This window comes from Lactovum odontotermitis, assembly GCF_054658595.1.
Genome location: NZ_BAAGGQ010000003.1, coordinates 143,055 through 166,482, shown reverse-complemented (window position 1 = coordinate 166,482; position 23,428 = coordinate 143,055). Strand labels below are relative to the sequence as shown.

Sequence of the window (23,428 nt, the reverse complement as noted above, 5' to 3'; positions counted from 1 at the left end):
TCTGACGCAGGCAGGTTCCGATTCATCTATTTTCCCCCACGGTAGTGGGGAAAGCGACTTCGAAGCGCTAAAGCGCCAAGAATCTGCTTACTAGCTTCTGGCGTGCTGAACTCGATTCCTCTAATTTGTCTTCTTGCTTTTTTTATGAAAAAAGACTAATTTGTGGTAGAATTATTGATATGACCCCACGCGTTTTTGAAATGTACACTGACGGCTCCTTCAACAGCGCAACCGGCGTTTACGGCGGCGGCTACTCCGTCAAAAATCTGCTGGAAGGCAGTGTTTCTGGCTCTGACCCTGAATTTGCCAGCGCGCGAAATGTCGCCGGCGAGTGCCAAGCAGTTATTCGCGGTATCAAAGCACTGATTGACCAGGAAAAACTCACGGCGTTGGACAAAATTGTCATCTGCCATGATTACACTGGCCTGGCAGACTGGGCCGAAGGCCGATGGAAAGCGAAAAAACCGGTTGCCGTCAAGTATGTCGCGGCGATTCAGCTCTATCGCGACAAGGGCCTGATTCTCGAGTTTAAAAAAGTCCCTGCCCACAGCGGTGTGGCCGAAAACGAAAAAGTTGACCAGCTGGCAAAACAGGCTGTTGGTTTATTGAAAAAATAAAACATTGTCTTGTGACAACGCCATTCCAAAAGGAGATTCTATGGAAAATTCATCCGCAACAGCTAAACGTTCGCATACAAAGCGAGCTGAACCAAAGAAAAGCTTCATCCGTGAATGGGGACCTCTCATTCTCTTTGTTCTGGTTATATTGCTGAGCCGTGTTTTTCTTTGGGGAAGCGTGACTGTGGACGGTCCGTCAATGGACCCGACGCTGGCTGACCGCCAGAAAATGGTTGTCGCCAAAGTCGGCGGCTTCTCCCGCGGCGACGTCGTAGTGGCCAATGAAACCTTAGCTCAGTCAAAACTCAACGACCTGAATTCAACCAGCGGCAAGACCATCGTTAAGCGCGTTGTCGGTCTGCCTGGCGATACACTCGTTTTCAAAGATGACACACTGACAATTAATGGCAAGCTTTATTCACAGCCTTGGCTGAAAAAATATAAGAATCTCTTTGACACAAAGAAACTGGCCGCCCTCTATGAGAAAAGCCTGATTGTATCCGGTGCTAAAGGTGCAACTCTTCAACGGGATCGTGATTCTTTTGCAAATACGGCCAATAATGCAGCAGCCTTTACTTTTGAATCCATTAGTAATCCTACTGGTAATTTCACAGTTAAAGTGCCGGAAGGGCAGTATTATCTCATGGGCGACAATCGTGTTGTTTCAGCTGACAGCCGAATAGTCGGCAGTTTCGAAAAGAAACAGATTACTGGAAAAGTTCTCTTTCGTTTCTGGCCGCTGAACAAAATCGGAACTGTCAATTAAGGTTGGTATCGCTTACGGCGCCTACTTTTTGAGCGTTCTTCATCAATCTGTATTTAACCTGTCTTTGAACAGGCTTTTTATTGGAAATTTGTGATATAATATTCAGACTATGCACTCAAATTCTAAGATGATTGCCCTTGATCTGGATGGGACGACACTTCGCGACGACGGCAAAACGGTCAGCGATTTTACGATTGAGACCATAAAAAAGGTCGAGGCACTGGGGCACACCGTTGTCATTGCAACGGGACGCCCTTATCGGCTGGCCATTGATATTTACCGGCAGCTGGACATGCACACGCCAATGGTCAATTTCAACGGCGCGCTTGTCGGCCTGCCGGATGATAAAAACTGGAAATACACACATAAACGCTACATTCCTAAGGATTTCGTCTTTGACCTGCTGCGCCACCAGCAGACTTTTGCCCTCAACTTTGTGGCCGCCGAATATCGGCGCAAATTCTTCCTGAACAATTTCCAGGAAGCCGACCCTGCTGTGTTCGGCGTTGACCATTTTGAAGCTTATAATCACTTGAGAGCTGACCGCTTAACCACTGACCCGCATTGCGTCCTGCTGTCTTCCAGGGCCAGCGACCGTATCGGCCAAGCCAAAGCCCTGCAGGCGCATTACCACAACGAAATCTCCGTCTCTGCCTGGGGCGGGCCGAATGACATTCTCGAAGTCGTCCCTCACGGTGTGAACAAAGCCTACGGCCTCGAACACGTCCTCAAAGCGCTGGGTTATGAGCGCAGCCAGCTGATTGCCTTCGGCGACGAGTTCAATGATGTGGAAATGTTTCAGCTTGCACAAACCGGCTATGCGTTGAAGAATGCGTCGGAGCGCCTCGTCGGACACGCTGATGAAGTTTTGCCCTGGACAAATGAAGAAGACGGCGTTGCGAAAAAACTGCAGGAATTATTTTTGTAATGTGTAAAATAAGTTTAACTCACTAACGGAACCTCTATCTTTCGTAACCTGCTGATTTAACAGCTTTTACAGGCTCTATTTATTATTGATAGATGCCTGAAAATTGTACTTTTGCGCTATCAATTTAATGATTTTGCTTTAAAAACTTGCATATAAGTAAGCTTTTTTGAGCGCTCCTTGTGATTAATAATTTTTTCAATTAGAGAAAATTTCGGCCAAAAAAATTTCTGAAAATTTTTCGGCCGACCAAAATTTGGCGAAAATTTTAATCGTAAATTTGTTTAGGAGTATTCAATCACTTTCAGACCTTTTGTTAAAATGTGAAAAATTTTCTTTGGCCAGCTTTCTTCTTTAAGTTTTATTTGTCACCTTGTTCATAAACTGTCCACATCACCTGCTAAACTTCCTATAAGGTAATCGGGTCAAGTAGTGAATTTCCCTGTCTTTAATTGATGTTTACGTCACAGGTCGCTGCTTGATTTAACATAATATATTGCTATTTATTTTTTGGACACTTTGCTTTATTTCACGAATTACTGCACGTCCTAACTGCAAAAAGGCATGTAAAATTTAAAATACTTTTTAGACAAAAGTGCGTTTTTTGTCTATTTTTGTGTTTTTCGACAACTTTTTTATGGACAAAAGATACTATTTTTAGTAAAATCAGAGTTGGAAATATAAAAATTGCAAAAACGTAATGTGAATCATTCAAATTCTTCAAACAATTATGAGCATATATTAATATGCTAGAAAGATGGAAATATGTCAACTGACACTAGACGTCAACGTTCAAAAGAAAAGCTGAAAAATGCAATGGCAACTCTGCTTCAAGAGAAACCCTTTGAACAGATTACCACAACTGAACTTGTAAAAGAGGCTGGAATCAGTAGAAGCAGTTTTTACACACACTATCAAGATAAGTATGATATGATTGAATACTATCAGCAGATTCTTTTTAATACAATTCAATATGTGTTTGAAAAGAATAGAACTAATCTGCGTGATACTTTGTATGAGACCTATGATTTTCTTGATAACAATGAAATTTATGCTGCTCTGCTTTCGGAAAACGGCAGCAAAGAAATTCATGAGTTCATTTTGCAGAAGCTGGTCAAACTTATTGAAGATACGATATTTACTTCTATCGGCCCTTCTCACCAGCTTAGCCGCTTGGAAGAAACTTATGGAAAAGTTTATTATGCCAATGCTGTTTTCGGCATGACTCAAGCTTGGATTCGCCGCAAACGCAGAGAGAGACCATCTGTGATGGCCGACCTCTTTGTTTCACTGGTTGGATTTGAAGCGATTGATTAATTAGTTTAACCATGTAATGTTATCCTGTTTCCGCTATTTTTTAGCGGATTTTTTGCTTTCTTGTGTTAAACTGACCTGCTTTGCGCAGAAAAAATGCACCAGAATTGATGCATTTTACTTGTTATCTATTTTTTAGAGGCTGGCTTACATACCGGCCTGAGCAGCCACTTCAGCGGCGAAATCATTCACTGTCTTTTCGATGCCTTCGCCGACTTCAAAGCGGACAAACTTGATGACTTTGGCGTCTTTTGATTCCAGGAATTTCTCAACTGTTTTGCTGTCATCCATCACGTAAAGCTGTGACAGAAGCGCATATTGCTGGTCAATCTTGGTGTTTTCTGTGATGAACTTCGCCATTTTACCTGGCAGGATGTTGCCCCAGATTTTCTCTGGTTTGCCTTCAGCTGTCAGTTCTTTCTTGAAGTCTTCCTCTGCCTGGGCAAGGATTTCGTCAGTCAATTCTGTAGCTGAGCCGAACTTGATGTGCGGAAGAGCTGGTTTGTCAACGAGTTTACGGCTTTCGTTGTCTTCGTCAATTTCGTGGTTGAGATGCGCCAATTCTTCGTGAACGAAGTCAAGGTCGAGCTCTTCGTGTGAAAGTACCGTTGGTTTCATTGCGGCCACATGCATGGCAATAGCTTTCGGCAATTGCTCATCGCCGCCCTCGATAACGACGATAACGCCGATACGGCCGCCGTTATGCTGGTAAGCGCCGAATTTCTGTGCGTCCGTCTTTTCAACGACTTCAAAGCGGCGGAATGAAATCTTTTCGCCGATTGTAGCAGTTGCAGTCTTGAAAGCATCTTCCAGAGTCTTGCCTTCAGCTGTTGTGAGTGCAAGTGCAGCAGCATTGTCAGCAGGCTTACCCTTGGCAATCACTTCAGCTGTCTCATTGACCAAATCAACAAACTGCTGGTTCTTGGCAACAAAGTCAGTCTCCGAGTTTACTTCGACCAATGCGGCCACGTTGCCATCAACATAAATACCTGTCAAGCCTTCTGCAGCCACACGGTCCGCCTTCTTGTCAGCTTTTGCCATGCCGCGCTCGTGAAGCAGCTCCATAGCTTTTTCCATGTCTCCGTCAACTTCAACCAAGGCTCTCTTAGCATCCATGACACCGGCGCCGGACTTCTCGCGCAGCTCTTTTACCATTTTTGCGGTAATTTCCATTGTAGTTAAATCTCCTTTTTAAAAAATAGACGAGGCGGGCGCCTCGCCTAACATAGCTTTAGATTGAGCTCAGCAGAACCAAAACCCGAAAAACTAAATTTCTCTGAGCCTAAAGTCCTGCCTGTCTTCAATTCATTTTTATTCTTTACCTTCAACCAGATTCTGAAGTGCTTCAAGTGATTCTTCCGAAGCATCAGTATCAGCTTCTTCAACCTCTTCAGCATTGTCAGACTCAGCGACAGCATCTTCACCCTGACGGCCTTCGATGATGGCGTCTGCAATCATGCCTGTAATCAGCTTAACGGCACGGATTGCGTCGTCGTTTGCTGGAATGATGACATCAATCGGATCTGGATCTGCATTTGTATCTGTCATGGCAACAACTGGAATTCCCAGTGTTTTTGCTTCTTTAACAGCAATCTGCTCTTTATGAGGGTCAACCACATACATCAAATCTGGGATACGCGGCATGTCTGCGATACCGCCGAGGAAACGCTGAAGTTTCTCGCGCTCTTTGTTCAAAAGCACAACTTCTTTCTTAGGCAGGACGTCAAATGTGCCGTCTTCTTCCATTTTGTTGATGTGCTTAAGCTCTGCAATACGCTTCTGGATAGTGTTCCAGTTTGTCAGCGTTCCGCCCAGCCAGCGGCTGTTGATGTAGAACATACCTGCACGTGTGGCTTCTTCTGCAATAGCTTCTGCGGCCTGCTTCTTAGTACCAACAAAGAGAACGATTGCACCTTGGCTAGCTGCATTTTTAACATAGTTGTAGGCATCATCAGCAAGTTTTACAGTCTTCTGCAAATCGATGACATGGATACCATTACGTTCTGTGAAGATGTATGGTTTCATCTTCGGGTTCCAGCGGCGAGTTTGATGACCAAAGTGGACACCAGCTTCGAGCAGCTGTTTCATTGAAATAACTGGCATGTTATTTCTCCTTTTTTATATAGTTTTTTCCTCTATCAGACATCAGCCGGGGCCGCTACTTTTTGAGCACTACGACCGCGTCCGTCCAATATGTGAAATGGTCGCCAAAAGGCAACGTCTTATTATACTATTTTTTCCTGTTTTGTCAAAATTTAAGCCCTGGCTGAGCGCTCATTTTTCGCGTAATTTCAAATCTAAACTGATTGTCCCATCATTGCCGAAACAATTGCAATGATAATCAAAATCAGGCCGAGAGCAATCCGGTATTTGCCGAAGAATGTGAAGTCATGGCTTTTGACGTAATTCATCAGCCAGCGGATTGCAAACATTGAGACGCCGAAAGCTACCACGAATGCGATGAGTAAGATAAAGAACTGGTACAAATTAAGGCTGTTTCCGCCCGTGAAGTATTTAAATAGTTTCAGGCCGCTCGCGCCAATCATGGCAGGAATTCCTAGGAAGAAGCTGAATTCTGCACCGGCTGTACGGCTGATACCAATCAGAAGGGCTCCAACAATGGTTGCGCCGGAGCGCGATGTGCCGGGCATCAGTGCTAAGACTTGGAAGCCGCCAATAATCAGGGCCATGCGGTAGCTGATTTGGCCGACCCGTGTGACGGTGAATTCGTGGTTGGGCACCCAGTAACGCTCAATCAGGATAAAGGCTACGCCGTAAATTATCAGCATAATGGCTACGGGCAGATATTTGTTGAAATTGGTGTCAAACCAGTCATTCAACGGCAGTGCAATCACTACAGCCGGTACGCAGGCGACTAGAATTTTTGCCCACAATTGCCAGGTTCTCTGTACCTCTTTGTGTGTCTTCGTCCGCGAAAATGGGTTCAGCGTATGAAAATAGATGACGACAACTGATAAAATTGCCCCAAGCTGAATCACGTAATCAAACATCAGTTTAAAGGCGTCTGACTGGCTCAGGCTGAGAAAGTGTTCAACAATGATCAAGTGTCCGGTTGACGAGATTGGCAGCCACTCTGTGATTCCTTCGACGATGCCGAGGATAATTGCTTTGATAATGTCCATGACGTTATTATATAGTAATTATTCAGTTTTCACAAGATTATTACTTTTTTCTTCCTGTTTTCAGAAAATTGATGAAATACTAGTAAAATGCGCAATTTTCAGTCTTATTTCCATCTGAATATTTATCGCAAAATCGAGAATAAAAATAATTTTTAGATATTTTTACAGTTTTCCCTTGACAGCTTCAAAAAGTTATGGTAGACTAAAAAACATCAAAGAGGTTGCAACTTCGATGAGTAACGTGTTCGAGCCCGCAAGGCGATGACTACTCGTGAAAGGCAAGGTTGCCGAAAGGTCTGGCTGGCAAGCTGGATGACTTGGGCTAACGGAGAATATCCGTTAGACTGTCGCTATTTAGCGGTGCGCTTTGTTGGAAAAAATTTTTTCAATAACTTGTATCTGTTAAATCTAGCTCTTTGAACTAGATTTTTTGTTTGTGTAATGTGATTATTGCATAAATAAAATAAGGTGTGCACTCAGTTTATGTGGACGCTATTCAAAGAAAGGGGTAATTTATGAAAAAGTTACTTACAGCATTCATCGCGTTATTCGCCTTATTTGGAACTCTGACATTTGCATCTCCACAGGCAAATGCGGCCAGTTCTGAAAAAGAATTCCGCGTGGGGATGGAGGCGGCCTATCCGCCCTTCAACTGGACTCAGGATACGGCTGCCAACGGGGCTTATCCGATTGAGAGTTCCGACCAATATGCCAACGGCTACGATGTTCAGGTCGCGAAAGCTCTGGCTGATAAGCTCGGACGCAAGCTGGTCATTGTCAAATCAAAATGGGACGGGCTGATTCCAGCTCTGACTTCTGGAAAAATTGACGCGATTATTGCTGGTATGAGTCCTACGCCTGAGCGTGAGCAGTCGATTGATTTCTCAACGGCTTACGAAACAGGCACCATGGGTGTCATTGTCAAAAAGGGCAGTAAATACGCCAATGCGACAACAATTGAGGATTTCGCCGGTGCTAAAATTACTGCGCAGCAAGGGACTTTCCACTATGATTTGATTGACCAGCTCAAAGGTGTGAGCAAACAGCCGGCCATGGGTGATTTCTCTGCCATGCGTGTGGCGCTCAGTTCCGGCGTGATTGACGGTTATGTGGCTGAGCGGGTTGAAGGCTTGACGGCTGAAATCAAGCAGCCTAACTTTAAGTTCCTCGACCTTTCCGGGAAAAACGGCTTCACGATGGATGCTTCTGAGATGGTCTGCTCGGTCGGTCTGCGCAAGAATGATTCAAGCCTCAAGGCTATCAATAGTTATCTTAAAAGCTGGCCGAAGTCTGACCAGGAGCAATTGATGGACGATATGGTCAAGCTCCAGTCGCATCCTGACAAAATCTCTGGTTTCTGGAATCAGGTCAAGTTTATCTGGGAGCAGAACTGGCAGCATCTTCTGAGCTCTGTCGGCATGACACTGCTGCTTTCCATCATTGGTACCATCGTTGGTTTCGGGATTGGTCTTCTAATCGGTGTCTTCCGTACGATGAACAAGGCGTCAAATGTTCTGGCCCGCTGGGTGCAGCGCATTGTCGGTTGGATTTTGAATGTTTATATTGAAATTTTCCGCGGTACGCCTATGATGGTGCAGGCAATGGTGATTTACTATGGCTCGGCTCAGTTCCTGCATCTTAATATTGATCGTCTTTTTGCGGCTTTCTTAATCGTTTCTATCAATACTGGGGCTTATATGTCGGAAATTGTGCGCGGCGGCATTTACGCGGTCGACGAAGAGCAGTTTGAAGCGGCCCATGCGCTTGGCTTTACACATTGGCAGACGATGTACAAAATTGTTCTGCCGCAGGCGATTCGCAATATTCTGCCGTCGGTCGGCAATGAGTTCGTCATCAACATTAAGGACACTTCTGTCTTGAATGTTATCTCGGTCAGCGAGCTTTACTTCATGGGTAATACGATTGCGCAGCAGAATTATCAGTATTTCCAGACTTTCTTCATCATTTCTGTGATTTATCTGATTATGACTTTCTCGATTACGCGGATTCTGCGTGGGGTCGAGCACCTGCTCAATCGAACGAGTAAAACGACGATGACCCCGCAGACCTCTGGCGCCAACCAGATGCAGATTTAAAGGAAGGAAAAAGATGTGAAGCACGCCCGTTATGGAGCGTAGAAATTTAGGGAAATCAGGTTCTGCCGAAGGCAGGTTCTAATTTCATCTAATTTCCTAGCTTCAGGCGTGCTGAGCTCAGTTAGGTAAGAAAATGGAAAATGAAACAGTTTTAGAAATTAAGCATTTAAAAAAGTCCTTCGGTGAGCACGAGGTCTTGAAGGACATTAATATGACCGTTCACAAGGGCGAGGTCATCTCGATTATCGGCTCTTCCGGCTCCGGCAAGTCGACGCTGCTGCGCTCGATTAATCTGCTGGAGACGCCGACGGACGGCGAAATTATCTACCGCGGTGCGAATGTTCTGCAGAAGGGCTACAATCTGGCTCAGTACCGCACGCACATGGGCATGGTCTTCCAGAGTTTCAATCTTTTCGCGAATCTGACGGCTTTTCAGAATGTTGTGGTCGGGCAAACTACTGTCCTGAAGCGGCCTAAAGCGGAAGCTGAAAAAATTGCGACCGAGAATCTTCAAAAAGTCGGGATGGCTGAATTCGGCAAGGCTAAGCCTTCTCAGCTCTCCGGCGGGCAGATGCAGCGTGTCGCTATTGCGCGTGCGCTTTCAATGAATCCTGATGTGCTGCTTTTCGACGAGCCGACTTCTGCGCTCGACCCTGAAATGGTCGGCGAGGTGCTTCGGACGATGAAAGATTTGGCTGAAAGCGGCCTGACTATGGTCATCGTTACGCACGAAATGCAGTTTGCGCGTGAAGTATCTGACCGCGTGATTTTCATGGATCAAGGCGTGATTGCTGAACAGGGCACGCCGGATGAGCTTTTCGGCAATCCTCAGGAGGTTCGGACGCGTGAGTTCTTGTCGCGTTATTTGGATTGATTTGAGCGAATTTGAAAACCAGCCGAATGTGCGGCTGGTTTTCGTTTACGATTTTTAATGTGCGGTTTTCTGGAAAAAAATTGCCTAATCGATTATTATTCACTAATCTTCACAGGCCCGCCGAATTGGTCCGTATCATTGTAGATTAGTGCGCTGCCGCGGCAGAAATGCTTCCGGCGGACGACAAAACTGCTAAAGCGATGAGGAATTTAGCTTTTTTTCTGAAGTCCATTTTGGTTCTCCTTTTTAGTGTTAATAATTTTATATTATTTAATCGTCAATTGTAACCACTTTATCACCAAAGAGTTCCTGGGCCAGCTCCACACCTTTGCCGGCCGGTTTTTCTGAAGTTTCAGATTCTGCCTCAGCTTGTATCTGCGCCCCAGACGCGGTGTTCCCGTTTTTGAAATTTGCAGCATATTCCGCGCGGATTTCACGCCAGTTTGCTTCGGCCAAAACAATGATTTCAGGGCTAAAACCGCAAATCAGCGAAAGCGAATTTCCGACAGAATCCAGCAGCGAGGCATTGCTGGTGATGAGCTTCGCCAGATTGTCCTGCTCGACCGTCAAGAGCAGATGGCGACTGGAGCCGGCGGCCAGCTTGCTGACCTTGAGCAGCGCCATGTCACGCGGACTTCCCAGACTGGAGATGACTTCAGGCCAGGCCGAGCGAATCTGTTTGATAGCGTCAGGCTCCTCGACAGCCTCATCCAAGGCCTTGAAAATCGTCTCGTGGCTGACTGGAGCTGAAGGTACAGTTTTTTTCTGAACTTTCGGCTTAGAAACAGACCGATTTTCCAGGGGTGCCTCCGGCAATGGTTCCAGATATGAGCTGGCTTCTGCCGTATTTTCCTGAGCCTGAACTTTCGGCTGCTCAGGCAGATTTTGCGCGGCCTGAGGACGAGCTGCTTGCGCAGGTCTGTCTATATGGCTCTGTGCACCATTAACAGGCATCGCCGCAGGCCGCGAAAGAAAATTCTCGGCCAGTTTCATTGTCATGACATCAGCGGCAATTTTTGTCTGCGTGGTTTCTTTAATCATTTTCATCGAGTCAATGGCAGTGTCAATCCAGCGATAAAGCGTATCATGCGGGATTTCAGACTTTTCTTCATTTACAAAAAGCAAATCGCGAAAATGACTCAGCAGGTCTTCTGCAAAGCGCAGCATGTTCTTGCCTTCCGCAAAAATCTTGTCAAGTTCAGTCAGAGCAGCCCGGCTGTCAGATTTAGACAAAGCGTCCACATAGGCCAAAAGCGCCTCATCAGAAATGGCACCTGTCACCAGCAGCGCATCCTTTTCCTGCAGTTTTCCCTCAGAAAATGACAAGGCCTGGTCCAGTAGAGACAGCGCATCACGCATGCCGCCCTCGGCCGAACGCGCAATCACATCCAGCGCTTTCTCCTCATAACTGATGCCTTCATCATCCAAGACCTCCGCCAGATGCCCGCAAATATCCGCCGTTGAAATCGACTTGAAAGCAAAACGCTGGACACGCGAAATGATGGTTGCCGGAATCTTCTGCAGCTCTGTCGTTGCCAAAATGAAGACCACACCCGGCGTCGGCTCTTCCAGCGTCTTCAGGAGCGCATTGAAAGCGCCTGTGGAGAGCATGTGAACCTCGTCAATGATATAAACCTTGTACTTGGCAATTGTGGCCGCATAGGTTGATTTGTCGCGGATTTCACGGATTTCGTCGACTCCGTTATTTGACGCAGCATCCAACTCGATTACGTCTTCCAGCGTACCGCGGGTGATTGCGGTACAGATATCACAGACATTGCAGGGCTCGCCGTCTTTCTGGTTCGGACAGTTGATGGCTTTGGCGAAAATCTTGGCCGCCGAAGTCTTGCCCGTCCCGCGCGGTCCGGAAAACAGATAGGCATGCGAAATCTGGTCATTCATGATGGCATTTTTTAGTGTGGTGGTCACAACCTCTTGACCAATCATGCTGTCAAAGGTTTGTGAGCGGTATTTTCTATAAAGTGCTTGATATGCCATTTTATCTCCTTGGAATAGCATTCGCCCAACAGCAATGGGAAAGCGGCCATTCTCTGTGAATATGCTTGATTTTAACTAGATTCAGTCAATTCTCGGCAGATGTGCGTCGAAGAGTTCGTCTTCACCTTTGTAGTCAAGGTCCTGGAGAATTTCTGCCAAGGCATCGCGCGCCTGTATTTCTTCGTCAATATTGCCGGAATTGTATGTTCTCAAGGCGTGCAGCAGCGCGAAAATCCGGGCACGTGCAATCGTTGCCGGGTCAGCTTCTGCAGTCCCGAAGAAAATTTTTCGGACATGTTCGTCAAATAAAAACCAGGCAATTGCCAAATCGCAGGCCGGGTCTCCAACCACAGCTTTGTCTGCGGCTAAAACGCCGGACAGTTTACCGTCAGTGACTAAAATATTCTTCGCGGAGAAATTACCGTGAAGCCAGACGGGCTTCTTTTTCCAGGGATTTTTTACTGCTCTGTCAAAGGTTACGAGCATAAAGTCTCTAGGCACAAGCGCTTTGTGTTTCTGCAGCTGGTCATCAATTTCTGCCTCGAAAAATTCCAGATTTGAACCGGCGAACTTGTTCTCAAAGCTGGGAATCGGCGCGCCTGTGGCATCAAGCTTTTGTAGGCCGTACAGGAAATGTCCCAAATCACGCGCAAAAACTTTAGGCTCACCGATGTTTCCAAGATTCACAGCATTTCCCGGCATATCCGGAAATCGAGATTTTACATAATTATCAACAATTTCCGGCATCAGTTTTCACCCACTTTGAAAAACTCGAAGTCGGTGAGCTCAACCAGCTTCGCGGCAAACTCTTCTAGATATTTAGCGTCAGTCTCGTCGTAGAAGCCTGTCACAGAGGCGTCGAGGTCCAGCACACCCACCAGCTGACCGTCTTTTACCATGGGCACAACGATTTCCGACATCGCCCGCGAATCGCAGGAAATGTAGTTCTGGCGCTTCGTAACGTCTTCAACTACCAAAGTCTTGCGCTCAGCCGCGGATTCTCCGCAAACGCCTTTGCCCAGCTCAATCTCGACACAGCTGACCGAACCTTGAAACGGCCCGAGGATTAGTTTCTCACCGTCGTAGAGGTAAAAACCAGCGAAAACCTGCTCAGGCAGCGCATCCCAGAGCATGGCGCTGGCGTTTGATAAGTTTGAAATTGTATAGTTCTGAGCGCTCAGTAAGCCCTCAAGCATGGCTGTTAGAGGCTCGTAAATCTTGATTTTTTCTGTCTTTTCCATGACTTTATTATAACAGAAAATCTGCCAAGAATACAAGGCAGATTTTCAGAATTCTCTGACATATTTTACACGATTAACGGCGTCGCAGTTTGAATCAAGGTTTGATTCAGCGCCTCAATATTGTCACGTCCTGTTGTTCGGCACCAGTCACGCGCTGCAGCCTCTCCCCTGCTGATGAAGACTTCCACCGCGTCTGCCCATGTTGCACGGCCGCATAAAACGCCGTTAAATGAGCTCCCGCTCTCTTTGGCAAAGTATAGTGTCTGATTAAATAACTCTGTGCTGACGCCTGCGCTTAAGAAAATAAAGGGCAAATCTGTCACTTGACTCTGCTCTAGAAAATGGTCAGCTGCGCTTGTTCTGCTATAAATTTCTTCGCCGCCGAATCCTTCTACAAAATTCATGTTTACAGGCACTTCAACTTTTAGACAATCAATTGCAAAACGTGTATTTGAAAATACTTTCATCATGTCAATCACCTTATGCGGCTTGATTTTTGCATACTCTGCGCTTGAAGTATCTTTGATTTTTGTATCATAAGTTACGATTTCGAGGAAAAAGGGGATTTCTTCGGCAATGCATTCTGAGCCAATGCGCTCAATGAAGGCTTCTTTCTGGGCATTGATTTCCCGTTCTTCATCAACATCATAATAGAGCAGGAATTTGCAGGCGTCGGCCCCCGCTTTTTTCAATCGGCGTACTGACCAGTTGTCCAAAGCATCGGGAAAACGTCCGGGGCGTGTGTTATCATATCCTGTTTTTTCATAGGAAAGCAGCAGGCCGCAGTTTTTGTGCCGTTTTTCTCCCGCTTTGATTCCATATTCGGCGTCCAGTAGGATTGACGAGGCGTAGAGCGTGAGTTCTTCTGAAATAATTGTTTTGAAGTTTCTGATTTGTTCATCTGTTGCTGGGACTTCTTGATGTTTTTCAATCATTTTCTTCAGAGCGCCTCGCTGATCAATTGCAAGTGCGGCAATAATTCCTGCTTGATTGAGTAATTTTTTTAAATGGTCTTTTTTCATGTTTGTTCTGGCCTTTCATTCCGGGTTAATTTCGTACATCAGCTTGATGGCATCTGTATTTGCTTCAATCATTCTCTCAAATGGGAGGGCTTTATCTTCGAGCTTGTAGATTCCTTTGAGCAAAGGCCTGACATCAATTTTGCCCTTTGTCATGAATTGAAGGCCTGCTTCCCATTCGTATCCTGGAAAAGGGGCGGAATAGGACATCCACGAGCCTGTGATTTCCAACTCTCCTCGAAGGATTTTTTCAAAGAGTTCAGGCTCCAGCTTAACGTCTCTTGTACTCGTGCCTATAAATACGGTCTTTCCAAATTTCTTAACGTACTGCAAGGCCTGTTTTTGCGTCACCGAGCTTCCTGCGGTTTCAAAAACAACTTCTGGAACTTCATGCTCTGAAAAATATTCTTCAAGCGGCATTTTGCTCGGATTGATAACGACGCTTCCTCCCACTTCTTTCGCAACTTCTAGTTTATAATCGTTCAAATCTACAACGATAATCTTTCCTGCCCCGATTGCGTTTAAGGTCAATACAGTCAATAAGCCGATTGTCCCCGCGCCAAGCACCATTACTGTGGCTCCTGTATGAACCTTGACCCTTTCGACGCCGTGAATGGCAACTGTCAGCGGCTCCAGCACTGCAGCTTCTTTCATTGACAGAGAATCCGGAATCTTTAAGCAGTTTACTGCCGGGACAACCACATAATCGGCCATGGCACCTGGCTCTCTTGAGCCGATGAAACTGTAATGCGTACATAAAGCCGGTTGTCCTTTTAAGCACATCTCGCATTTTCCGCACGGAATCAATGGTGCTGCCACCACACGATTGCCTGGCTCGAGATTTTCGACACCAGGACCTATTTTGTCAATCACGCCTGAAAATTCATGACCGAGAATCTGCGGGAACTGATGGACGCCGCCTTGGAAGTATCTCGGCAGGTCTGAACCGCAAATTCCTACATAAGAGACTTTTATTCTAACCTTACCTTTAGTTACTTTTGGAACTTCAATTTCCTGCAGATCAAATTTTTCCAGACCTGTTACTGTTAATGCTTTCATATTTTTCTCTTTTCTATCAGTTAATCGCTGCTGTTTTCAGATACATAAAGCGTTTTTCTTCGATATTTAATAAATGTGTAAATAAAGCAGGAAATGTAAAGGGCAGCAATGACAAAGAAACCAATGCCAGTCTTGAAAGTCAGCCCTTTTGTCAGCAAATAGGTAATCGGACTGCCTGCCTGGTCCAAAGAACTGACAACCTTTCCGCTCGCGATGATTCCTGTCTGGTGTCCCAGTTCCGTCTCAATTCTATACATCTGATTTGAAATCCAAATTGTGATAAACATGATAATGGAGCCTGAAAAAATTGTTCTGAATATATTTCCCTTATGAACACCGACGGCCATGGCAATAAAGAAGCCAATTGTCGCCAAATCTCCAAAAGGCAGAACATGATTCCCAGGCACGATGACTGCAATCAATAAAGTCAGCGGAACAAAGATTAGACCCGCGGCAATAACTGACTCATCGCCTAATAACAGCGCCGGGTCCATTCCCACCTTATATTGACTCCCGCGGAATCTTTTATTAAGAATATCTCGAGCGGCTTCCGAAACAGGAATCAGTCCTTCCATAATCTGCTTTACCACCATCGGCATCAGCACCATCACCGCTGCCATCTGAATCGCAAGCTGCAGACACTTGGCAATGTCGTATCGCGCCAGCAGACCAATAATGAATCCCAGAATCGCCCCGATAATTGTAGGATTGCCCAGGACACCGAACTTTTCCTGAATTTTTTCAGCCGTAATATTGATTTTATTCAAACCGGGAATTTTTTCAATCAAATCATCAACCGGCGTTGCGATGACACCCATATAGGCAGAAGTCCCATGAGGAATTGCAATTCCCTCCAAATCGAAGAAGCCGTCTGTAACAGGCCCCCACATATCACCCAGCTTAAACGCAATCACAGCATGAACGCAGATTGCCGCCGTTCCGCATAAATATGAGCCCGTCGCAGTCTCAACAATCGCGCCCGTAAAAGCCATATGCCAAATGTTCCAGATGTCAAAGTTGACAACTTTTGTGGCCCGCGTCACCAGCATGATGATATTTACCGCCACCGCAATAGGAATCGCAACCAGCCCCATACTTGAAGCCCAAGCAATCGGAGAAGTCCCCGGCCAGCCAATATCCACAACGCTGAGACCCAAATGAAAATTCCGGGCCATTGCCTCTGCAGCGCTGCCAAGATTATTTGTCAGTAAACTAATGACCAGGTTAATTCCGACAAAGCCGATGCCTATTTTTATTCCTGAAAATAAAGCTTTTCCAAACCCCATGCGCAGCAGCAGACCAAGAATCACGATGACAATCGGCAGCATAACAGTTGCCCCGAGGTTGACCAGGTATTGAATAATACTCAAAAATACATCCATTTATCTTCTCCTTAAGCCTTCAATATTTCCAAAATCTTTGCTTCTGTCCCCTCTAAATTAATGCCGGTGACAAAAGCAAGCCCGTGAACAACAGGTACGCCGTAATCTTTTTTTATTTTTGCCGTTGTCACAATCAAGTCCGCACCTTCTTTCTGCGCGTCTAATTCCGCAATGCGGCATTGTTCAACATTGGCAGAAATACCGTTCTTTTTGAGCAAATCCCTGATTTTGTTTGCTGCCACTGTTGATGTCGCAACTGCACCGCCGCAGGCTACAATAATTTTCTTCATCGTTTTTTACCTCTCACTTTTTATGTATGTTTCGACAATTTTTTTCATTGCATTGCCGTCCGCTGCAGAAATTAAACCGTCAATGAAACCCTCTGCCTGGATTGCCGCAATGAGTTCTGTCAAAATCTGTAAATGATTTTTGCCGTTTCCGACAACAATCATGATGATAATTTTAGTGGATATGATATCTTCATCCTCTCCTCCCATTTCGTTAAATTCAATCGAATCCTTAAGCTTTATAAAAACCAGCTTATCTTCAAGAACATATGTTCCGTCTGTATGCGGGATTGCAACGCCGTGACCGACGGGGAGTCCTGTCGGGAATTCTCTTTCTCTCTCCAGAAGCGCCTGCTCAAATTCCTTTTTTACAATTCCTTTGCTTTCCAAAAGCTGCGTTATCTTTTTAAAAAATTCTTCCTGGTTTTCAGCTTCAAAATCACAGAACATAAAATCCGAAGTGACTAATTTAGGCTGATTGCACATGTTGTCCGTCATTTTTTCCTTTCCTTATCTACTTTTATTAAGCTCAATGTTTAGCTGATAGAGATTTAAATCTGCCTGATGCGGAAAATTAACAATGATACTGCCGTTCTCGTCAACATCAAAGAGTGCCCCCTCTTCCCGTTTGCCGAAAATTTTATTTTCCACCAGTTTTTCGTTATGAATCCCAACCGCAAGGCCGCCTAAGCCTGCCTGAAGAAGTTCAACTGCATGCGCGCCCATCCGAGCAGCAATGACTCTATCCCGCAAAGTCGGAACACCTCCGCGCTGAATATGACCGAGCACCGAAACTCTCAAATCCGACTTATCCCCCGCTGCTTTCAAAGCTTCTGCAAATTCCTTTCCCGGCATCACGCCTTCCGCTAAAACAATGATATAATGCGTCTTTCCCTGACGATAGCCAGCCTTGATATCACGCGCAATTTCTTTGAAGTCAAAGCTTTCTTCCGGAATGATAATCCTATCGACACTAGCGGCAATTCCGGCCCATAATGCAATATCTCCTGCATCTCGTCCCATGGCTTCAACAATAAATGTTCTCTGAAATGCTGAAGCCGTCGCATGAATTCTATCAATCTCTTCAAGTGCTGTCGCTGCTGCGCTGTCAAAACCAATGGTAAAATCAGTTCCTGCAATGTCATTGTCAATTGTTCCCGGAAGCCCGACTGCCGGAAATCCGTGCTCTGTCAATCGCATCGCCCCCTGGTAAGAGCCGTCTCCTCCGATTACAATCACGCCCTCGATTCCAAACTTTCGAAGCTGTTTAATTCCGGCCTGCTGGCCTGCTAAGGTCTTAAATTCCGGATATCGGGCTGTGTAGAGAAAAGTTCCGCTCATTCCTGCTTTGCCTGCTACATCTTTTAATGACAGAGGGAAAATTTCTCCGGCGGCCATTCCCTTATAGCCTGAGTTTATCCCGTAAACTTCCATTCCCATCGAAATGGCCTTTCTCACGACTGCACTAACAGCCGCATTCATACCAGGCGCATCCCCCCCTGATGTCATGACTGCAATTCTCTTCATCATTACCTCCAAATATTATTTGCGGTTTCTCAACCGCTTTCACACATTATGCAATATTTCTTATGATTTTGCAACTTAAAACTTTGCTTTTTGTTCGTTTTATTATCTTTTGTTTACTTTTTTATTTGCTTTATGTTAATTTTGCAAAATAAAAAGAGCGAATCTCACTTGAAATCCACTCTTTTGCTAAACATTGCCAAAAAATTTACTTTACTTTAATTAATCAGCGTAAAAAATTTCTCCTCCCTGACGGATAATCTCCTTCTCCTCGGCCACTTTACCCGATTTTTCAGTAATAATCGTATCAATATCTTTGAAATTGGCAATTTGATTCAATGAGATATTGCCGAACTTGCTCTGGTCTGCCAATAATATACTGGTCTGGCTTCTTTTAATCATCTCTCGGGAAATAACTGACTCATCGATATGGTGATTGGTAATTTGCGCCCTCACATCAATTCCGCTGCAACCGAAAAAGCCAATATTGACATAAATATTGCGAATGTTCTGCTTGGCAAAATTTCCGTACAAAGAAGCTTCGTTCCTTCTTACCTGCCCGCCCAATACGACGATTTCAATGGAACTGTTTTCCAGCAGTCGATTGATGATAGGCAGGGAGTTCGTCACCACTGTTATTTTTTTTAAATTGACGATTTCTTCTGCCAGTTCAAAAACTGTTGTACCGTAATCCAGGTAAATAATATCGCCCTCTTCAATGTAGCTCACTGCCGCTTTGGCGATTTTCCGCTTGGCTTCGTTTGCTTCCTCTCGACGTTTCTCATACTCAGTTTCGCTGTTCTTGCTTTCCAGAATAGCACCGCCGTGAGTTTTCTTTATCAGCCCTTCTTCTGCTAAATTGTACAAATCCTTTCGAATTGTCTCTCTTGTCACCTTTAAAAGTTTACTCAGCTCCTGAATTCTCACAGAGCGATTTTCTTTTGCCTTTAATAAGGCAATGATTTCTTTTTTTCTTTCTTCTGCGTTCATTTTTTCTTCCTTTTACCTAATATCATAAAGGTTATTCGTTAATATGTCAACCATTTTCTTGCTTTTATTTTGCATTTATTTAAACAGAAAAAAAATCGACCAAATAAATAGGTCGATTCACAAACTTCACCTTCACATATCAATCCGGGCAGTCAGGCTGTCGCGCAGCATCAGATACTCAATCTGCGGCAGGTCCAGCAGAAAAATTTTTGACTTTTCTAAAATCCCATTTTCTTTAAGCGCCAGAAGAAAGCCTTTGATTTCCGAGGTTCCCAGCTCCAGGCAATTTATCAAAAGCAGGTGGTGCGGCGCAGTTAATTTTACAAAATATTGCTCGAAATCTGTCTGTTTGAGCGCTTCATCCGGGCTGATGCGCTGGACAAAGATAAAATCCTCATCGGCGGCTTTGACTTCCGGGACAATCTCCTCAAAAATGTCGCTTTCATATTTTTCACTGTCGGCCGACGACGAATCCAGGTTTTCGTCCGCATCAAGCTCGCGATAGGAACCACGGTCAATCATCGGCACAGCTTGTATTTCACCATATTTCATCTCGCTCAGACGCGAGCGGAGTTCTTCTTTTATTTTTATCATAGTCTCAGAATACAACAAAGTTCACAAGAATTCAAAGAATTTGTTTCAGAAACTAAAAAAGCCCAAACGAGCTTTTTCTGTAAGTTAATCAGTAGAGTTCCAAGTAGTTATCAATTTCCCACTGGCTGATGATTTGTGCGTAGCTGGCCCATTCGATGCGCTTGGCTTCAATGAAGTTGCTGAAGATGTGGTGGCCGAGAGCTTCTTTGACGGTTTCGTCTTCCTGCATGGCTTTGACGGCGTTGTGCAGTGTGGATGGCAGGTCGGTGATGCCGGCTGCTTCGCGCTCTTCGGGTGTCATGCTGTAAATGTTCTGTTCTACGGGAGTCGGTGCCGGGTATTTTTCTTCGACGCCTTCGAGTCCGACTGAGAGTAGGACGGCCAGGGCCAGATAGGGGTTGGCGGTTGGGTCAACAGAGCGTAATTCGAGGCGGGTTGAGGCGCCGCGGCTGGCGGGAACGCGAATCAGCGGGCTGCGGTTACTGCCGGCCCAGGCAACGTAAACGGGTGCTTCGTAGCCGGGAACGAGGCGTTTGTAGCTGTTGACGGTCGGGTTCATGACGGCGGTGAAGTTGTAGGCATGTTTCAGGAGGCCGGCGAGAAAGTGATAGGCGGTCTGTGAGAGGCCCAGTGCGTCCGAAGGGTCCGCAAAGGCGTTCTTGCCGTTTTTGTCAAAGAGGGACATGTTGCAGTGCATGCCGGAGCCGTTGATGCCGAAGCGCGGTTTGGCCATGAAGGTCGCGTGCAGGCCGTGCTTGCGCGCCATGGTTTTGACGACGAGTTTGAAAATCTGGATGTTGTCGCAGGCACGCAGGACGTTTTCATATTTGAAGTCGATTTCGTGCTGGCCGACTGCGACTTCATGGTGGCTGGCTTCTACTTCAAAGCCCATTTTTGTGAGGATGTTAACAATCTCACGGCGCGTATTATCGGCCGTGTCTGTGGGTGCGAGGTCGAAATAGCTTCCCTTGTCATTTTCCTCCAGGGTAGGGGTGCCGTCCTCATCCAGCTTGAAGAGGAAGAACTCCGGCTCGGGGCCGAGGTTGAAGCTGGAGAAGCCCATTTTTTCCATTTTGGTGATGTTGCGTCTGAGGTTGCCGCGCGGGTCTCCGGGAAATGGCTTGCCGTTGGGCAGGTAGATGTCGCAGATGAGGCCGCCCACGTTGCCGTTCTCGTTGTCCCAGGGGAAGACAATCCAGGTGTCGAGGTCCGGGTAGAGGTACATGTCGGACTCGTTGATGCGGACAAAGCCCTCGATGGAGCTGCCGTCGAACATCATTTTGTTGCTGAGGATTTTGTCGAGCTGCTCGTCTGTGACGGGGACTTCGACGTTTTTCAGTGTGCCTAGGATGTCTGTGAACATGAGGCGGAGGAAGGTGACGTTTTTCTCTTTAATTTGGCGGCGAATATCAGCGGCAGTAATGGGCATGGTTTTCTCTCAATCTTATTTCTGTGTTTTAAATTCGGGGCTGACCGAATATGTTGGTGGGCGGTTCGTAGAACCTTGACTGAATTTTTAGTTCTTCCTGCAGTGACTGGTCTTTGTCCGGCGAATTGCGGCGGCGGAGTTTCTGCTTTTTCAAAATCTGACGAATTTCTGCGACGTTGTTGCCTTCTTCGAGATAATCTTTGATTTCAAGCAATTTGTCAATGTCATCAAGCGAGTAAAGACGATGCCCGCCAGCTGTTCTCGCGGGCGACACGAAGTTTTGTTCTTCGTAATATCGAATTTGCCGCGCGCTCAGGTCTGTCAGTGCCATTACGGTGCTCATGGGCAGAATTCGGCGTGATTTCATCAGTTCGCTGCTTGTCATGAGGCCATTGTAACATAAATACAGCCGCTGTCAAAGTCTTATGTCAGAAAAGCTCACATCTCCTGTACAATTTTTTCGCAGCCGTCGTTGACTAGTTCGTAGGTCTCTTCAAAATTATTGGTATACCATGGGTCTGGAACATCTTGAGTCAGCAATTTACTGATTTTGTATTCTGTGCCTGCGGGCGCCATTTCTTGCAGGTTTTCTAGATTTGACTGGTCCATTCCGATGATTTTATCGAAATATTCAAAGTCTGCGGCTGAGATTTTCCGGCTGCGTTTTTGCGGGTCACAGAAAATTTTGTGCTGACGCAGGACTTTTTGCGTGCCTGGATGCACTGGATTTCCGTGTTCCCAGCTGGAGGTCGCGCGCGAGACGATTTCCCAGCCGGACGGCGCCATGCTGCGCAGAATCATTTCTGCCATGGGGGAGCGGCAGATGTTTCCCAGGCAGACGAAGCAGATTTTCATTTTCATTTCCTTTAATTTTTATGAGTGAGTATGAGTATTCTTTTTTACATTTTTTATTTTAACAGATTATTTATGGAGGGGGTCTAATAAAAAATAGTATTTCAGACTTAGCTCTAAAATACTATCTTCATTTTTACTTTTTTAGCAGATTACATTAAACTCTTGTATAACTCTATGATTTCAGGGACACTTGTTTCTCGCGGATTTCCGGGTGTACAGACATCACGCATTGCGTCTTCTGCAATGGCTGGAATGTCTTCCATCTTCACGCCTAGTTCTGAAATTGTTCTGGGGATTCCTACATCATGACTGAGTTCATCAATTGCGGTACAAGCGGCTTCACGCGCTTCTTCAATTGTCATCTCGTCTATTTTTTCAAGTTTCAAAGCGCGGGCGATTTCACGGTATTTTTCACCAGTGAAGGCTTTATTGTACTTCATGATGGTAGGCAGCAGTGTCGCACAGGCCACTCCATGGGGAATATTGTACCAGGCACTCAGAGGATGTGCCATTCCATGAACAAGTCCCAGGCCGACATTTGAGAAACCCATGCCTGCAATGTATTGTGCCAACGCCATTTCCTCACGGCCTTTTTCTTTAGCCGCACCGCTCCCGTTGACAGAATTTCTTAATGAACGGCCGATGATTTCGACAGCCTGAATATGCAGCATATCTGTCATCTCCCAGGCTGCCTTTGTAATATATCCCTCAATCGAATGAGTCATTGCGTCCATGCCTGTTGCAGCTGCCAATGAATCCGGCATTCCCATCATCATGTCGCTGTCAACAAAGGCGACCAGCGGAATGTCATGCGGATCTACGCAAACAAATTTTCGGTGAGCGCCTTCATCTGTAATGACGTAATTGATGGTCACTTCTGCGGCAGTTCCTGAGGTTGTTGGTACGGCCAGAATCGGCAGAGAAGGATTCTTCGTATCAGCAACGCCTTCTAAGCTCAAAACGTCTGAGAACTCAGGATTTGTGATGATAATACCAATCGCTTTTGCCGTGTCCTGCGGGGAACCGCCGCCTATGGCGACAATTGCATCTGCGCCGTAATTTTTGACAAAGTCTACACCGCTTTTTACATTTGCAATCGTAGGGTTCGGTACAATTTCGTCATAAATTTTGTATTCAATCGCTGCTGCATCAAGGATGCTCGTGACTTTGGCTGCGACTCCGAATTTGATAAGATCTTTGTCTGTGATGACGGCAAGTTTTTTATATCCGCGGACTTTAATTTCCTCTGTAATACTTTGAATGGCTCCTTTTCCATGGTAGGAAGTCTCATTCAGAATCATACGATTTGACATGT

Annotated in this window: 24 protein-coding genes and 1 riboswitch; of the genes, 6 read left to right on the top strand and 18 right to left on the bottom strand. The window is 45.7% G+C overall.

The genetic code is table 11. The features are described 5' to 3' along the window. Positions 1–179 precede the first annotated feature (179 nt). The 4 genes from ACYQ2E_RS03215 to ACYQ2E_RS03200 all read left to right on the top strand — a co-directional run bounded on the left by ACYQ2E_RS03215 (position 180) and on the right by ACYQ2E_RS03200 (position 3,625). Positions 180–617, top strand: coding sequence for an RNase H family protein (locus ACYQ2E_RS03215; protein ID WP_460016616.1), 438 nt, complete (start codon positions 180–182; stop codon positions 615–617). A gap of 40 nt (positions 618–657) precedes the next feature. Further along, positions 658–1,383 (top strand): signal peptidase I, encoded by a 726-nt coding sequence (gene lepB / locus ACYQ2E_RS03210; RefSeq protein WP_460016615.1) that lies wholly within the window; start codon positions 658–660, stop codon positions 1,381–1,383. A 127-nt stretch (positions 1,384–1,510) separates the two neighbouring features. After that, complete coding sequence (locus ACYQ2E_RS03205) at positions 1,511–2,311, top strand: HAD family hydrolase (protein WP_460016614.1); 801 nt, start codon at positions 1,511–1,513, stop codon at positions 2,309–2,311. Positions 2,312–3,073: 762 nt separating this feature from the next. After that, the gene (locus ACYQ2E_RS03200; protein WP_460016613.1) at positions 3,074–3,625 is read left to right on the top strand and encodes a TetR/AcrR family transcriptional regulator; all 552 of its coding nucleotides are present in this window, start codon (positions 3,074–3,076) and stop codon (positions 3,623–3,625) included. Between the two features lie 144 nt (positions 3,626–3,769). Here the strand turns inward: ACYQ2E_RS03200 and tsf are convergent, their stop codons facing one another. From tsf to ACYQ2E_RS03185, 3 genes are all read right to left on the bottom strand, one after another. Continuing rightward, positions 3,770–4,795, bottom strand: a complete 1,026-nt coding sequence (gene tsf, locus ACYQ2E_RS03195; protein ID WP_460016612.1) for a translation elongation factor Ts — start codon at positions 4,793–4,795, stop codon at positions 3,770–3,772. 138 nt (positions 4,796–4,933) lie between these two features. Continuing rightward, the gene (gene rpsB, locus ACYQ2E_RS03190) at positions 4,934–5,725 is read right to left on the bottom strand and encodes a 30S ribosomal protein S2 (protein WP_460016611.1); all 792 of its coding nucleotides are present in this window, start codon (positions 5,723–5,725) and stop codon (positions 4,934–4,936) included. A 194-nt stretch (positions 5,726–5,919) separates the two neighbouring features. Continuing rightward, complete coding sequence (locus tag ACYQ2E_RS03185) at positions 5,920–6,765, bottom strand: undecaprenyl-diphosphate phosphatase (protein WP_460016610.1); 846 nt, start codon at positions 6,763–6,765, stop codon at positions 5,920–5,922. 207 nt (positions 6,766–6,972) lie between these two features. Further along, positions 6,973–7,141, top strand: a riboswitch (Lysine riboswitch). A gap of 139 nt (positions 7,142–7,280) precedes the next feature. Here ACYQ2E_RS03185 and ACYQ2E_RS03180 point away from each other — a divergent pair. Together ACYQ2E_RS03180 and ACYQ2E_RS03175 are read left to right on the top strand one after the other, a co-directional pair. Further along, the gene (locus tag ACYQ2E_RS03180; RefSeq protein ID WP_460016609.1) at positions 7,281–8,861 is read left to right on the top strand and encodes an ABC transporter substrate-binding protein/permease; all 1,581 of its coding nucleotides are present in this window, start codon (positions 7,281–7,283) and stop codon (positions 8,859–8,861) included. Positions 8,862–8,994: 133 nt separating this feature from the next. Further along, positions 8,995–9,735: an amino acid ABC transporter ATP-binding protein gene (locus ACYQ2E_RS03175; protein ID WP_460016608.1), complete on the top strand. Its 741-nt coding sequence runs from the start codon at positions 8,995–8,997 to the stop codon at positions 9,733–9,735. A 270-nt stretch (positions 9,736–10,005) separates the two neighbouring features. Here the strand turns inward: ACYQ2E_RS03175 and dnaX are convergent, their stop codons facing one another. From dnaX to fucO, 15 genes are all read right to left on the bottom strand, one after another. Next, complete coding sequence (gene dnaX / locus ACYQ2E_RS03170) at positions 10,006–11,733, bottom strand: DNA polymerase III subunit gamma/tau (protein WP_460016607.1); 1,728 nt, start codon at positions 11,731–11,733, stop codon at positions 10,006–10,008. 81 nt (positions 11,734–11,814) lie between these two features. Next, on the bottom strand, positions 11,815–12,480 hold the full coding sequence (locus ACYQ2E_RS03165; RefSeq protein WP_460016606.1) for a phosphotransferase: 666 nt from the start codon (positions 12,478–12,480) through the stop codon (positions 11,815–11,817). After that, the gene (locus tag ACYQ2E_RS03160; RefSeq protein ID WP_460016605.1) at positions 12,480–12,974 is read right to left on the bottom strand and encodes a GAF domain-containing protein; all 495 of its coding nucleotides are present in this window, start codon (positions 12,972–12,974) and stop codon (positions 12,480–12,482) included. Before ACYQ2E_RS03160 ends, ACYQ2E_RS03165 begins: the two co-directional genes overlap by 1 nt. A 65-nt stretch (positions 12,975–13,039) precedes the next feature. After that, positions 13,040–13,996, bottom strand: a complete 957-nt coding sequence (gene lacD, locus ACYQ2E_RS03155) for a tagatose-bisphosphate aldolase (RefSeq protein ID WP_460016604.1) — start codon at positions 13,994–13,996, stop codon at positions 13,040–13,042. Positions 13,997–14,011: 15 nt separating this feature from the next. Beyond that, a complete protein-coding gene (locus ACYQ2E_RS03150; RefSeq protein WP_460016603.1) occupies positions 14,012–15,052 on the bottom strand; it encodes a galactitol-1-phosphate 5-dehydrogenase in 1,041 nt (346 codons plus the stop codon). Positions 15,053–15,072: 20 nt separating this feature from the next. Continuing rightward, positions 15,073–16,422 carry a PTS galactitol transporter subunit IIC gene (locus tag ACYQ2E_RS03145; RefSeq protein ID WP_460016627.1) on the bottom strand — a complete coding sequence of 450 codons (1,350 nt, stop codon included), beginning with the start codon at positions 16,420–16,422 and terminating at the stop codon, positions 15,073–15,075. A 23-nt stretch (positions 16,423–16,445) separates the two neighbouring features. Next, complete coding sequence (gene gatB, locus ACYQ2E_RS03140) at positions 16,446–16,724, bottom strand: PTS galactitol transporter subunit IIB (protein ID WP_460016602.1); 279 nt, start codon at positions 16,722–16,724, stop codon at positions 16,446–16,448. A gap of 6 nt (positions 16,725–16,730) precedes the next feature. Further along, a complete protein-coding gene (locus ACYQ2E_RS03135) occupies positions 16,731–17,219 on the bottom strand; it encodes a PTS sugar transporter subunit IIA (protein WP_460016601.1) in 489 nt (162 codons plus the stop codon). A 12-nt stretch (positions 17,220–17,231) separates the two neighbouring features. Further along, on the bottom strand, positions 17,232–18,248 hold the full coding sequence (locus ACYQ2E_RS03130) for an ATP-dependent 6-phosphofructokinase (protein WP_460016626.1): 1,017 nt from the start codon (positions 18,246–18,248) through the stop codon (positions 17,232–17,234). 219 nt (positions 18,249–18,467) lie between these two features. Beyond that, positions 18,468–19,235, bottom strand: coding sequence for a DeoR/GlpR family DNA-binding transcription regulator (locus ACYQ2E_RS03125; RefSeq protein ID WP_460016600.1), 768 nt, complete (start codon positions 19,233–19,235; stop codon positions 18,468–18,470). A 132-nt stretch (positions 19,236–19,367) separates the two neighbouring features. Continuing rightward, entirely contained in the window at positions 19,368–19,829 is a 462-nt protein-coding gene (locus ACYQ2E_RS03120; protein ID WP_460016599.1) for a hypothetical protein, read from the bottom strand. 88 nt (positions 19,830–19,917) lie between these two features. Beyond that, positions 19,918–21,258, bottom strand: coding sequence for a glutamine synthetase family protein (locus ACYQ2E_RS03115; protein WP_460016598.1), 1,341 nt, complete (start codon positions 21,256–21,258; stop codon positions 19,918–19,920). 28 nt (positions 21,259–21,286) lie between these two features. Further along, the gene (locus tag ACYQ2E_RS03110) at positions 21,287–21,643 is read right to left on the bottom strand and encodes a MerR family transcriptional regulator (protein ID WP_460016597.1); all 357 of its coding nucleotides are present in this window, start codon (positions 21,641–21,643) and stop codon (positions 21,287–21,289) included. 53 nt (positions 21,644–21,696) lie between these two features. Next, the gene (locus ACYQ2E_RS03105; RefSeq protein ID WP_460016596.1) at positions 21,697–22,113 is read right to left on the bottom strand and encodes a low molecular weight protein-tyrosine-phosphatase; all 417 of its coding nucleotides are present in this window, start codon (positions 22,111–22,113) and stop codon (positions 21,697–21,699) included. A gap of 149 nt (positions 22,114–22,262) precedes the next feature. Then, on the bottom strand, positions 22,263–23,426 hold the full coding sequence (gene fucO, locus ACYQ2E_RS03100; RefSeq protein ID WP_460016595.1) for a lactaldehyde reductase: 1,164 nt from the start codon (positions 23,424–23,426) through the stop codon (positions 22,263–22,265). Positions 23,427–23,428: the final 2 nt, after the last annotated feature.